The organism is Verrucomicrobiia bacterium (assembly GCA_035629175.1).
GTDB lineage: Bacteria > Verrucomicrobiota > Verrucomicrobiia > Limisphaerales > DASXHY01 > DASXHY01.
Window position 1 is genome coordinate 25387 of the sequence record DASPIL010000011.1, and the last position, 12237, is coordinate 37623.

13 protein-coding genes are annotated in these 12237 nt (G+C 57.9%); 9 read left to right on the forward strand and 4 right to left on the reverse strand.

Annotation, left to right across the window (positions count from 1 at the left end):
* Nucleotides 1-303: 303 nt before the first annotated feature.
* From VEH04_01245 to VEH04_01285, 9 genes are all read left to right on the forward strand, one after another.
* Complete coding sequence (locus tag VEH04_01245) at nt 304-762, forward strand: VCBS repeat-containing protein (GenBank protein HYG21375.1); 459 nt, start codon at nt 304-306, stop codon at nt 760-762.
* The gene (locus tag VEH04_01250; protein HYG21376.1) at nt 755-1036 is read left to right on the forward strand and encodes a hypothetical protein; all 282 of its coding nucleotides are present in this window, start codon (nt 755-757) and stop codon (nt 1034-1036) included. Before VEH04_01245 ends, VEH04_01250 begins: the two co-directional genes overlap by 8 nt.
* The gene (locus VEH04_01255; GenBank protein ID HYG21377.1) at nt 996-1991 is read left to right on the forward strand and encodes a VCBS repeat-containing protein; all 996 of its coding nucleotides are present in this window, start codon (nt 996-998) and stop codon (nt 1989-1991) included. The genes VEH04_01250 and VEH04_01255 overlap by 41 nt, the downstream gene beginning before the upstream one ends.
* A 593-nt stretch (nt 1992-2584) precedes the next feature.
* Nucleotides 2585-3097, forward strand: a complete 513-nt coding sequence (locus VEH04_01260) for a hypothetical protein (GenBank protein HYG21378.1) — start codon at nt 2585-2587, stop codon at nt 3095-3097.
* Nucleotides 3098-3197: 100 nt separating this feature from the next.
* The gene (mreC, locus tag VEH04_01265; GenBank protein HYG21379.1) at nt 3198-4001 is read left to right on the forward strand and encodes a rod shape-determining protein MreC; all 804 of its coding nucleotides are present in this window, start codon (nt 3198-3200) and stop codon (nt 3999-4001) included.
* A 4-nt stretch (nt 4002-4005) separates the two neighbouring features.
* Complete coding sequence (gene mreD, locus VEH04_01270; GenBank protein HYG21380.1) at nt 4006-4557, forward strand: rod shape-determining protein MreD; 552 nt, start codon at nt 4006-4008, stop codon at nt 4555-4557.
* A gap of 55 nt (nt 4558-4612) precedes the next feature.
* Entirely contained in the window at nt 4613-6643 is a 2031-nt protein-coding gene (locus VEH04_01275; protein ID HYG21381.1) for a penicillin-binding transpeptidase domain-containing protein, read from the forward strand.
* Nucleotides 6643-7857 carry a rod shape-determining protein RodA gene (gene rodA, locus VEH04_01280; GenBank protein ID HYG21382.1) on the forward strand — a complete coding sequence of 405 codons (1215 nt, stop codon included), beginning with the start codon at nt 6643-6645 and terminating at the stop codon, nt 7855-7857. Before VEH04_01275 ends, rodA begins: the two co-directional genes overlap by 1 nt.
* Nucleotides 7858-7860: 3 nt before the next feature.
* Entirely contained in the window at nt 7861-9825 is a 1965-nt protein-coding gene (locus VEH04_01285) for an Rne/Rng family ribonuclease (protein ID HYG21383.1), read from the forward strand.
* A 71-nt stretch (nt 9826-9896) separates the two neighbouring features.
* On the opposite strand, the gene VEH04_01290 is transcribed toward VEH04_01285, so the two are convergent.
* Genes VEH04_01290 through hisB form a run of 4 tightly spaced genes read right to left on the reverse strand, consistent with a single transcriptional unit; the run spans nt 9897 to nt 12192 of the window.
* Nucleotides 9897-10358 carry a hypothetical protein gene (locus VEH04_01290; protein ID HYG21384.1) on the reverse strand — a complete coding sequence of 154 codons (462 nt, stop codon included), beginning with the start codon at nt 10356-10358 and terminating at the stop codon, nt 9897-9899.
* A 37-nt stretch (nt 10359-10395) separates the two neighbouring features.
* Nucleotides 10396-10848: a hypothetical protein gene (locus VEH04_01295; GenBank protein HYG21385.1), complete on the reverse strand. Its 453-nt coding sequence runs from the start codon at nt 10846-10848 to the stop codon at nt 10396-10398.
* Between the two features lie 51 nt (nt 10849-10899).
* On the reverse strand, nt 10900-11493 hold the full coding sequence (locus tag VEH04_01300; protein ID HYG21386.1) for a sigma-70 family RNA polymerase sigma factor: 594 nt from the start codon (nt 11491-11493) through the stop codon (nt 10900-10902).
* A gap of 36 nt (nt 11494-11529) precedes the next feature.
* On the reverse strand, nt 11530-12192 hold the full coding sequence (gene hisB / locus VEH04_01305) for an imidazoleglycerol-phosphate dehydratase HisB (protein ID HYG21387.1): 663 nt from the start codon (nt 12190-12192) through the stop codon (nt 11530-11532).
* Nucleotides 12193-12237 lie beyond the last annotated feature (45 nt).

Genomic DNA, 12237 nt, shown 5'->3' on the forward strand with positions numbered 1-12237 from the left:
AACGAACGCGGAAGCCTTCCCCTGTCGTTGCACGTCGGAATAGAACGCGGCATGTCCAGTGTCGATCGAACCGCGGCCGGTTATGAGCGGCGCTCCTGTTGCGCGCGCGACCGCGTTTACCCAAGGACCAAAAGAGGATCGGCTTGCTTGCTTTCATGTAAAGCCCGGCTTCTATGATACTCAGCGCGTTGCGAGATGCCGGGCGCTTATGGTAACAACGAAGGCGTGAAAGGAGTTCATTCCCCACGAGGCCGATTCTTTGACCGAGGATTTTTCCTGGCTCCGATACTTCTATGGGGCCTCGTGAATTCACCTGGGTTCGGGCAGAATCCGCCCGCGCTCACCGAAGTGCACAGCACATTCCAGTTGCAAGTCGAGGAATTCACCGCCATGCCGGGGAGCCCTGTTCCCGCCAGTGCACGGACCTGCTGGATGGACTTCGACAATGACGGGCGGCTGGATTTTTTCGCGTCGAGCCTGGAGTCCAGGTTGTTCAGAAACACAGGTGACGGGACATTTTCCGAGGTCTTGCATAGGCACCCGTCTGCCTGGCAGGCCATTGCGGCGGGCGATTGGAACAGGGACGGCTGGATTGATTTCGTGACGGGCGACCACGAGGTCCTCTTATTCCAAAACCTCGGGAATGGCTTATTTACGAACAGCGTTCTGATCTCTTCGCCGTTTGACCTGGAAGACGCTGCTTGGGGCGATTCGACAACGACGGAGATCTGGATGTCTGGTACTGGGGTCCGGAATGGTTGAATACGAAAGGCATACGAGGCTATTGCGCAACGATGGCGGCCAGTTCACGGATGCGAAGGTTCGACTGGAAAGCGTCTACGGTCGCGGTGTGTTTGCCGATTTTGATTGCGACGGCCGTTTGGACATCATCACCGCGGGTTTATCGAGCAATTATGAGCCAACAATACTGGTCTATCGCAACATCGGCGCGGAAGGGTTTGCGCAACTATCCACTTCATTGCCCGGGCTTGCATATGCCATGGCGGGGGGTCAGCGTCGCTACTGGGGATATTGACAATGACGGCGATCCCGACCTGTTTCTTGCGGGAAGGGACAGTTACGGTGCGGTTCGCGCGGGGATTTTTCGAAATGATGGATCCTTCATTTTTTCGGAGGTGCCAACCGCTTTGCCTGCGACAACGATGGTAGGAAGCTGGGGTGATTTCGATAGTGACGGCTGGCTCGACCTCGCAGTCAACACACCCTCTGCAGCAGCGACGAATAGCTCGATTTTCGTCTATCGGAACAACCGTGATGGAACCTTCGAGGACATTGGCGTTGAACTCCAGGCCCCGAGCAAACGCATGTTGCTGGAAGCTTGCACGTGGGCTGACTATGACGGCGATGGGGATCTCGATATCCTGTCCGACGACACTGGAACGATTTTTCGCAACAACATGACGAGGTCGAACCGGCCACCGTCCGCGCCAGGTTCGTTAACGTCGTTGGTTCTTCCCACAGGGGAGGTGCTGTTGTCGTGGACAGGGGGTCTCGATCCCGAGACGGGCGGCTCGGGAGGACTTACCTACAATCTAAGAGTGGGGACAATGCGGGGAGGGATTGACGTGATCAGCCCGCATGCAGACCCTTTGACTGGGCTGCGCCGCGTATCGGAATCTGGAACAGTGACATCGAACGTGTGGCCTTTATGTGGCTTGCCGCCGGGGACCTATTATTGGAGTGTGCAATCGATTGATCCCGGATTTGTCGGTTCGAGCTTTGCTCACGAATCCGCATTCACTGTCACGCGGCAGCCCATTCAGTTAGGGGCTGCCGTTGAGGCTGGAACGTTCGTTCTGCGGTTCACGGATAACCCGGGCGCGAAATATTCCGTTTGGCATTCGGCCGACCTGGTTTCCTGGCAGTTCGGGGGGGACGTCGTCGAAACAGAACCAGGGAAGTTCCATTTCAGCCGTGACGTCAGCGGAGGGCAGGGTTTTTTCCGAGTTACAGGCATGCCCGGACATTGATCGGCGCGTCTTCCGGCTTTTCTGCCGACAGAGTGCGCAGCGTTTCAGCGTTTGGTTTGAGAATCCGTGTTCATCCGTGGTTAAAAGCCCTTCATCGTTGCGATTGGTGTCTTTGGTTCATGCGTGGTTTAATGCGAAACGCCTCACGCGGAGGTCGCGAAGGGCGCGGAGGGAAGGCTTTGAACAGGAGCACGCTGAGATAACGGAGAAGAGCGTGGGCGATTGAAAATTGACCCGTCCCTTCGTCCCTTCGTCCTTTCGTCCTTTCGTCCTTTCGTCCTTGGCCTTGGTCCTCGGTCTGCATCCGTGTCCATCCGTGGTTAAAATTCCTCCTCAATTCGCGATAATTCGCGTCACTCGCGTAAACCCATTTTCCCCCCTTCCGTGTTGTTGCAGCTCTGCCGCGCTGTGTTCATCCGTGGTTAAAGAGGCGCAGTGCGGTGGGTCCGGAACATTGGGACTGCAGATGCGCGATCCCCGCGATCCCCGCGGCATCCCCGGGGCTTTCGCCTTGACCTGTCCCGGGGGCTCATTACTGTGTGCGGCGTCAGGCGAACGTCATGTTTGCGCGAATAACAACCCGGCTTTCCAGGATGGCAGTCATTCTCCTGGCCTGGATTCTCTTCCACCCGAAACGGCAGGCTGTTGTGGCCCGGGCCGCCTTTGGTGAAGTGTTCATCGTGCCCATGACTCGTGCCTGCAAACTGATGATTGGTAAACGCACGGCGGAAAACAAAACGCGCATTGACGCAGGTTTTCTGCTGGAGCAGGAATCAGCACCGGAAACCAAGGTCCTCGCCCGAGCCGCGGGAGCGATGAAGCTCCTGAACCCGCGTCCGGATATACGTCTCGAGGCCCTATCGGAGCCGCTTTCCCAGACATCTGAATCTGTTCGCATCGCTCCCAAACCGCTCCCCTTTTACGAGGGCCGCGGACGAATCGCCCTTCCAACGCGCGGCATCATCCGCGCGCGCTGCCGTCGGATCTCCGACACTACCGGAAGAGCGATCCTGTCCCAGGCACCTGTTTCCCTTTGGGCGACGGGCCGGCTGCGGGGCTTGCACCAGCTTCATTGTCAGGATCGCGCCCCTTCCGCAGCATTCTGATTCCGCTCAGCTTCACCTTCATCTGACACGTTCCGCGGGTTGATCCGCATTCGTGCCGCGCCTGCCGCGGCTTGAGGCGCCCTTCCTGCGGCCATGAAAGATGTTCAAGCGGCAGCACTACATAGTCCTGGGAACGATGGTCGTGATGATTCTGGTTATCCTGAATCTCCCGGCCCGCACTGCCACACGCCTCAAAGTAGCCATCGGAAGTGTTTTTCTCCCCCTTTTCGGACTGGCCAGTTCGACCCATCAGGTGATTGAGAAAGCGAGCGACGCAGTCACGACGCGCCGTGAATTATTGCGTCAGAACGAAGCGTTGCGGCAGGAGAACCAACAATTGCGAACGCAGGCCTTGCAGGGGTCGGAGACGGCCCGCGAGAACGAGCGCCTGCGCCGGCTGATCGGCTGGCAGCAACAGAAGCGCTGGAACATGAAGCTCGCGCGCGTTGTTCTTCGCGATCCCGCCAACTGGTGGCGCACCGTGCAAATCGACCGCGGTTCGCGGGATGGCATGCGCCCCAACCTGCCTGTGCTCACGACAGACGGGCTCGTCGGCAGAATCTCTTCCGTTTCGGTTGATCGTTCGCAGGTGGCCATCCTCGGCGATCCCGGCTGCCGCGTTTCGGGTCAGATTGGCAATGACGCGGGTGACATGGGCGTCGTGGGCGTCGGGGGGCCGTTCGATGGTTCGCTGGTCGACATGTTCCATCTTTCGAAGAACGCCCACCTGAAATCGGGCCAGGAAGTGTTCACGAGCGGCATGGGTGGCATCTTTCCCAAGGGAATTCTCATCGGGCGGATTGTCGACGCGCGGCCTGTGGAGTTCGGCCTTTCCATGGAGGCACGCATTAAACTCGCCGCAAACATGAGTTCACTGGACGAAGTCTGGGTGCTGTTTCCTTGAACCCATGAACGCAATTACTTCCATCCTGGTATTGCTGGCGGCGGCCCTTGCAGTGTTCTGGGAGTCGGCCTTCCAGGGCATTCGGCATCTTCTGGGCGCGCAAATCGACCTTCTTCCCGGGTTGATCGTTTATGCCAGCCTCTCGACGGGATTATTCACGACGAGCCTGACTGCCGTGACCGCCGGCCTTTTGTTTGATTCGCTTTCCGCGAATCCGCTGGGTGTCACGGTGCTGCCGTTATTGCTCGTTGGGATTCTGATTCATTCACAGCGGGAACTGATTCTTCGAGACCAGGTTTTCGCCCAATTCATCCTGGGACTTGCGGCAAGCGCGATCGCTCCTCTGTTGACGCTGCTACTGATCCTGACACGCGGCGAACCGCCGCTGCTGGGATGGGGAAGTCTCTGGCAATGGATTGTCCTGGCCGTGGGCGGCGCCATTGCGACGCCGATCTGGTTTCTGGCATTTGGATTGTTTGACCGCACGTTCAACTATCAGCGTGCTCGTGAAACAACCTTCCGGGCCGATCGTGAAATCCGGAGGGGAAGGAAATGAGCGCTGCGGCATTTGTTAGGGCGGATGCTGAACTTTTCCGAAAGGCGTCACTCTCGTGTTGATCTTCGACCAACTTCGCCGAAACGACCCCGCATTGAGATTGCTTGCGCTCGGGATTTTCCTCGGCCTGGTCACTCTTGGCGCGGGCCTTTGGTGGGTTCAGATCGTGTCCTATCGCGACTATCAGGCGAATCTCGAGACGCAGGCGTTTCGCACGATTCGAATTCCCGCGGTGCGCGGGAAAATCATGGATCAAAATGGCGCGACCCTCGCTGACAATGTTCCGACCTTCAACGTCAGCCTTTATCTGGAGGAATTGAAGGATCAATTCCGTGAGGAGTATGCAAGAATCCGTCCCCGCGAAGTTGTCACGAACAATCCGCCTGCATGGAAATTTTGGGCCAGCGGATCCCAAGTGCGAACGCAAGCGACCCGGTTGAAGCGTGATCAACTGGACGTTCTTTATTGGGAAGCGCGCTTTCGGGTCGCCAGCAACGCAGTCGCAAAGATCAGCAGCGACCTCAACAAGCCGCTGTCGTTCAACCCCGCGACATTCAAGCGTCACTATCTCACGCGGCTTGCCCTGCCCTACCCTGTTGCTGAGCGCCTCACTCCGGCAGAGATCGCGCGCTTCGAGGAAAAGACATCGAGCACGCGCGGCGTCGATTTGGAAATCCAATCCACCCGGAATTACCCGCAAACCAACACTGCCGCGCATTTGCTGGGGCATCTTCGTCAAAGCGATGAATTGGACGAAGGCGAACCTTCGGTGTTCGATTATCGATTGCCGGATTTCCGGGGAGTTACGGGAGTCGAGTTTGCCTACGACTCTGAACTTCATGGGCGTGCCGGCGCGAAATCCGTTCTCGTCAACAACCTCGGATATCGCCAAACCGAAAACACGTGGTCGCCGGCTGAACCCGGGCGCGATGTCGTGATGACGCTTGACCTGCAGGTTCAACTCGCCGCCGAGCGCGCGCTCCAGAATGCCGCCGCTGCAAAACCAGTTCGCGGCGCCGCGGTCGTTATGGATGTCAACACTGGCGACATCCTGGCGATGGCATCGGAGCCGTCGTTTGATCCAGGATTCTTCGTGAATCGACGCGCCTTTCCGCCCGGCTATTACAACCAGCTTCAAACCGTGAATGCCGAAAAGAATCGGGCCACGCAGGAAAACTACAGGCCGGGATCGATCTTCAAGCCGATCGTCGCGCTCGCGTGCCTTGAAAGCGGTCTCGACCCTGATGACACCTACAAGGTGCAGCCTTACACGCGCAACGCCGGCCTGGGCGGGATCTTCGTGGGGCGCCGGGAGATCCGCGACACCGCACCGCCAGGCGATTACAATTTCCGCCGCGCCCTGATCCACTCCAGCAATGCCTACTTTATTCATTACGGATTGCGTGCGGGTGTGGATCGTATTGCAGAGATGGGACGCCGCCTGCATCTCGGCGAGCGATCCGAACTTGGAACGCGGCAGGAAATCAGCGGAACCTTCCCCGATCAGCGTCGGATCAGCCGGGGTTGGACCGATGGCGACACCGCCAACCTGTGCATTGGCCAGGGCTACATTGACGTGACGCCGTTGCAGATGACGGTTGTCGCAAGCGCGCTGGCAAACGGCGGCAAGGTTTTGTGGCCCAGGCTCGTGGCCCGCGTTGACCCCTCTGCGTTCGATCCAACAAGCCAGCCTACAACGTTTCCTTCGGGGCGGGTGCGCGATCAGTTGAGTGTTCGCGCGAGCACGCTGCGGATTCTTGGCGAAGCCATGCTTGCGGACACTGAAGATCCTGAAGGCACTGCCTATCACGCATTTCGGAACTGGCAGCACCAAAAGGTAATGCGCGTGTGTGGCAAAACTGGAACGGCGCAAATTCAAAACGAGCGCAATCAAACGATTGGGCTCACGACATGGTTTCTCTCGTTCGCACCTTACGAGAACCCCCGCTACGCAGTTGTGGTAATGGTTGAAAACGGGTCGTCAGGTGGCGGCACATGCGCTCCCCTCGCCCGTCAAATTTACGACGCACTGGTCACGCGCGACCAATCCAGAACGCCACGCCAATCCGTTGCCCACGCAAACTGATGTTCGAAGCCGTCCTCAACGAAAGACAGGCACGGATCGAAAAGATCCAGCTGATCGCCATTGCTGGATTGATGCTTCTCGGCGCTGCGTTCATTTACAGCGCGACGATGGTGAATGAATCGGCGCGCATCGCGCCATTGCTGCGCCAGACATGGTTTCGCCAGGTGATCTGGTATGGAATGGGAACCGCGGCGGCGATCGGCTGTTGCCTCATCGATTATCGCAGCCTGACCCGATGGGCGCTCGTGATTTACTGGGGATCCATACTGCTCCTGGTTGTAGTGCTGATTCCGGGAATCGGATCGACCCATGGATGGGGAGCACGGCGTTGGATCGACCTGGGATTCTTCAACCTGCAACCCAGCGAGGTTGCGAAGCTGGCGATGATCATGGCCATGGCGAGTTTCCTTAGCCGTCCTGCCGAAGAACTGAGGCAGGCGCGAAACTTCTGGAAGCCGATTGCGATGATTCTGCTGCCGTTCCTGTTGATCCTCAAGGAACCGGACCTTGGCTCGGCGATCGTGCTCTTCCCCACCGGATTCATGATGATGCTCTGCGCCGGCACGCCCAAGCGTTACCTGATCAAGCTGGTTGCCGGGATGGCGATCGCAGGATCGTTGTTGATTGTTGACGTGCTTTTCGCCCCTCCCGGCTGGTGGCAGATCCCGCTTGAGAATTATCAGAAGCAACGCCTGCTGGTTTATTTCGGCGCCGATTTCGCGCCTAAAGATGCAAGCCCGGCGGAGCGCGAAAAGGCGAGGCGGCTCCAGGCCGAGAAGTCGTATCAGGTCAAGCAGGCGTTGATTTCGGTCGGCACCGGCGGGCTGTGGGGCAAGGGCTGGCGTGAAGGCACCCAGACTTCGCTGGCATTTCTGCCGCCAGGCGCGGCGCATAATGATTTCATTTTCTCCGTGATTGCCGAGGAGAAAGGATTCGTCGGCAGCATATTGGTGCTGACGTTGTATGGAGCGGTTCTGTTCTCCGGAATCAGAATCGCCACCCAGGCTCGCGATCGCCTTGGGAAATTGCTGGCAGTGGGCGTTGTGACGCTGCTGTTCAGCCACGTGTTCGTGAATATCGGCATGAATATTCGCATTGTACCTGTAACGGGCATTCCACTGCCGCTGTTGTCTTACGGCGGGTCTTCAGTGCTTAGTTCGTTGATCGCCATGGGCATGCTGCAAAACGTGTATATACACCGAAAGGGTTATTGAATTATGAGTGAAAGGAACTTTTCCCGGCGGCGCCGCGGCGGAATGCGATTCCGCCCCAGCGGCGGCCTGGGACACACCTCGCAAAAACCCGACCGCGATGCGACAGAAGCGCGCGCCGAGGTCGTTGGTGGCGCGGGTGCGCAGGAAAAGGTTTTCGAGCGGCGCCACGCGCATGAGATTGATCGCGCGGAAAACATCGCTGCTGGATTGCCGCCGGAAGGACCGGCGCAGGAACCCGCGCGGACGGAGGAAAAACCAGCGGAGCCCGCGCGCGCCGCAGCTCCATCCGCACCACAGCCGAAGGAAGAGAAGTTCGAGCCCGTGACGATTTCCGAGAAACCCAAGGGCATTGTCGATGCCATCCGCGTCGCGGCAACTTCGCTGGTGAAGAAGGTGCAGAAGCTCCTGAAGCCGGTGAAGAAGGTTCACAAGGAGGTCATCATCAATGCGGAAACCCTCGAGACGCGTGTGGCGGTTTCAGAAGATGGAAAACTCGAGGAGTTCAACATTGAGCGGACCACCGAAGAACGCCTGGTTGGAAGCATCTTCAAGGGCAAGGTGCGCAACCTTGAAGACGGGTTGAAAGCCGCGTTTGTCGACATTGGTTTTGAGAAGAACGCGTTTCTGCATTACTGGGACATTGTTCCAAACCAGTTCGACAGCGGCGTCGAAATTGTCGAGCGCGAAGGCCGCAAACGCGACAAGCCGAAGATCACGCAGAAGGATATCCCGCGCGTTTACCCGCCTGGCAGCGATATCATTGTCCAGGTGACAAAGGGACCGATTGGAACGAAGGGTCCGCGCGTCACAACAAACCTCGTTTTGCCTGGACGCTATCTCGTCCTCCTGCCGAACTCCGACCAAAGCGGTATCTCGCGCAAGATCGAGAACCAGCAGGAACGCCAGCGCCTGAAGAAGATCCTGCGGGAACTTTCCATTCCAGACGGCATGGGAGTCATCATGCGCACTGCGGGCGAAGGCCAGCAGAAGCGTTACTTCGTGCGCGACCTTGCCCTTCTCCTGGAGGAATGGCGCGGCGTGCAGGACCGAATCAAGAGCCAGCCGACCGCCACCTGTGTCTTCCAGGAACCCGACCTGATCGAGCGCACGGTTCGCGATTTCCTCACCGAAGACGTGGAACGCATCGTCGTTGATCATCAGAAGGCCTACGATCGCATGCGCGAAATGATTTCCAAGATTTCGAAGCGTTCCGCAGCGAAGGTGAAGCTCTATGGCGATCCGCAGCCGATTTTCGATCGGTTCAACATCAGCAAGCAACTCGAGAACGCATTCTCACGGCAGGTGCACCTCAAGAGCGGCGGATACATCGTCATCGACGAAACCGAGGCGCTCGTTGCGATCGACGTCAATACGGGACGGCACAAGGGCGGCAAGGATCAGGAAACGGCGATCCTCAAGGTGAACCTCGAAGCTGCGGATGAGATTTCGCGTCAACTGCGCCTGCGCAACATGGGCGGGTTAATCGTGCTGGATTTTATCGACATGAAATCGCGCCGCGACCAGCAGAACGTCTATCAGCGGATGAAGGAAGGGTTGCGCCGCGACAAGGCGAAGACCCATATCCTGCCGATCTCGCAGCTTGGCCTGATGGAAATGACGCGGCAGCGGCACAGCGAAAGCGTGCGCGCGGCGGTTTACGACGATTGCCCCTACTGCAAAGGCCGCGGCAAGGTGAAGAGCTCGCTCACGATGAGCGTGGAGATTCAGCGCAAGCTGCAGGAAATCCTGAAGAAGCGCACCCGTGACGAGAACGACTTCCAGCTGCGAATCGTGGTGCATCCGACCGTGCTGGAGCGCCTGCGAACCGAAGACGAGAAGCACTTGATCGAGATGGAAAAGCGTTACTTCGGCAAACTCTCGTTCCGCGCGGACACGGGCATGCACGCCGAGCAGTTCAAGATCGTGAACGTTGCGAACAACGAGGAACTGGCGAGCGTGGGAAGCTAGGAGTGTTGAAACATTGAAACGGCCGGGGCGCTGGCGTCCCGGCCGTTTTCATTACGATTGAAGAATTTCGATTACTCGGTGCGTCGGACGGCGACAAACCAACTGGTGGAGTCAGGCGCATTTCCGCCGAGCACGAGCATTTCTCCCTTGCTGATATTCTGCATCCGCTTGAGAACCGATTTACCCTGGCCGAACAGGCTGACCTCAAAATTTTCTTCATCGACCTGGCGGATCGAGATTTTGCATTTATCGCTGAGCACAACTTCCTTGGCGCCCTTCTCCGGGACCGACGCATCGACTTTCCGCACCAGAAAGTAGTTCTTCCATTTCAGGTTCACCTTTGCGAGCCGTTCCCGAGTTTTCTCATCCACGGGTTTATGCTGCGGATCGGGCGAGCTTTCGGACATCGTCGCCCAAATCAACTGGGCTTCGAATTTGAAATCCCGGGCTTGCGCAGCGGCAGCGGACAGGACCAGAAGGAGCGACGCCACCGCGGCGAGCAGAGAGACAGATGAACCGATTCGGAATCTCATTGTGAAAAACTCTAGCAATGATGGTTGGATGCGCAAACTACCTTTCAGCCGGGTATGAAACCCAGACCAGCGTGGTGCCGCTGTCGTAATCCTGGTACGTGAACGCTTCAGAGTCGGCAACCGCCATTTCTGAATCAATTCCGTTGCCACGCGGGAATGTCAGGATGCTGATGACAACCAGCACGGCGAACGCGCCGACTGGAACCAGCACGCGCCGGAAACGGTGAAACAACGAGGGGCGCTGAGGCGGCGCGGCCGGGAGGTCGCGTTCGATCTCCCTTTGAATTTTCGACCAATAGAATTCCCGTGATTCCGGCAGCTGAACATTCGCTTCCGTGCTTTTGAACGCCTGTCGTGTCTGGCGCAGTTCCTTCAGCAGCGCCGTCGCCTCCGCATCACGCGCCACCCAGGCCGAAATTTCGCGCGTTTCCGCCTCCGGCAGTTCGCCGTCAAGGAAAGCCTGCAGCTTCAGTTGTTGCTCGTCGTTCATACTTCTCAAATCCATTCTGCGTCGTCACCGATACTTCAATTCCTGTGGGCGCTAATCGGCCCCTCTCAAATCCGCCAGCAAGGCCGCAAGTTTCCGCCGCGCGTAGAACAGCCTCGACATTACCGTGCCAATCGAACAATCCATCGTTTTGGCGATCTCTTTATATTCCATTTCCTCAAACTCATGGAGGATCAGGACGGTTCGATGCTCGTAGGACAACTGGCTCATGGCCTTGTCGATCCTCTGCCGGAGTTCGCCGCGTTCGAGTCGTTCCGTCGGATTCACCGTCACGGCCGGCATCTGCCGTTCCACTCCGCCCGCTTCTTCATCCAGCAGCTCAATCGATTCCGCCCGCTGCCTCTTCTGTTTGCGCAACTGGTCAAGGCAAAGATTGATGACAATGCGCGTCATCCAGGTGGTGAAGCTCGACTCACCCTGGAACTGGTGGAGCCGCTGCCAGCCCTTCACCCATGCTTCCTGAGAAAGATCCACCGCTTCTTCTTCGTTCCGCATCATGCTGTAGGCACGGGCGTAAATCTTGTCCCGATGCCGGAAAACCAATTCCTCGAAGGCGCTCGTGTCCCCCTTTTGGGCGAGGCGCACCAGGGCTGTGTCTTCAGCCGAGGAATAGTCTTTTTCAGCCATGGTTGGACGGAGAGTAATGGTGGACTATTCGATGCCTTACAGCTTGCCCTTCGTGCTGGGAAGCTGCCCGGCAATCCGGGGATCCCGCTGGCAGGCGAAATCCGCTGCTTTCGCAAATGCCTTGAACAGCGCCTCGACGATATGATGCGGTTCATCCCCGTAAAGCAGCTCCAAGTGCAGGTTGCAACGGGCTTCGTTGGCAAAGCCCTGGAAGAACTCCCGCGCGAGCCCAAACCTGAAAACACTGGACATATCCTGAGCACGATCCTTTTTCCTGACGGCGCGGGCTCCCCATTCATTCAATCCGCGCCAAACCAGGTAGGGACGCCCGCTGAAATCGATGACACAGCGAGCAAGGCATTCATCCATGGGTACAAAAGCCTCGGCCGTAAGGGGATTCCTGGGATCGAAGCCTGTGCCATAGCGGCGCACACCTTTTTTGTCGCCGAGCGCCTTCACAAAGGCCTGGCCGAGAGCGATTCCACAATCCTCAACAGTATGATGCGCGTCGACTTCCAAGTCGCCCTTGCAGCGCAGCGTCAGGTCCATCACCGCGTGTTTCGCGAACAGGGTGAGCATGTGATCGAAGAAGGGAATGCCGGTGTCGATTGAACTCTGCCCCGAACCGTCGAGGTTCAGCCGCAGGGAAATCGCCGTTTCCTTCGTGACCCGCTTTAGGGTGGCCTGACGTTGCTTCATTCCGCGGGAGTAAAACAAACGCGGTTTCCAAAACAAAGCGGATTC

Coding starts and splice junctions, on each gene's coding strand:
- VEH04_01295 (HYG21385.1), bottom strand. CDS start 10,848: ATGAACGACGAGCAACAACTGAAGCTGCAGGCTTTCCTTGACGGCGAA.
- mreD (HYG21380.1), top strand. CDS start 4,006: ATGAACGCAATTACTTCCATCCTGGTATTGCTGGCGGCGGCCCTTGCA.
- VEH04_01255 (HYG21377.1), top strand. CDS start 996: ATGCCATGGCGGGGGGTCAGCGTCGCTACTGGGGATATTGACAATGAC.
- VEH04_01300 (HYG21386.1), bottom strand. CDS start 11,493: ATGGCTGAAAAAGACTATTCCTCGGCTGAAGACACAGCCCTGGTGCGC.
- VEH04_01285 (HYG21383.1), top strand. CDS start 7,861: ATGAGTGAAAGGAACTTTTCCCGGCGGCGCCGCGGCGGAATGCGATTC.
- VEH04_01260 (HYG21378.1), top strand. CDS start 2,585: ATGGCAGTCATTCTCCTGGCCTGGATTCTCTTCCACCCGAAACGGCAG.
- rodA (HYG21382.1), top strand. CDS start 6,643: ATGTTCGAAGCCGTCCTCAACGAAAGACAGGCACGGATCGAAAAGATC.
- VEH04_01290 (HYG21384.1), bottom strand. CDS start 10,358: ATGAGATTCCGAATCGGTTCATCTGTCTCTCTGCTCGCCGCGGTGGCG.
- VEH04_01250 (HYG21376.1), top strand. CDS start 755: ATGGTTGAATACGAAAGGCATACGAGGCTATTGCGCAACGATGGCGGC.
- mreC (HYG21379.1), top strand. CDS start 3,198: ATGTTCAAGCGGCAGCACTACATAGTCCTGGGAACGATGGTCGTGATG.
- hisB (HYG21387.1), bottom strand. CDS start 12,192: ATGAAGCAACGTCAGGCCACCCTAAAGCGGGTCACGAAGGAAACGGCG.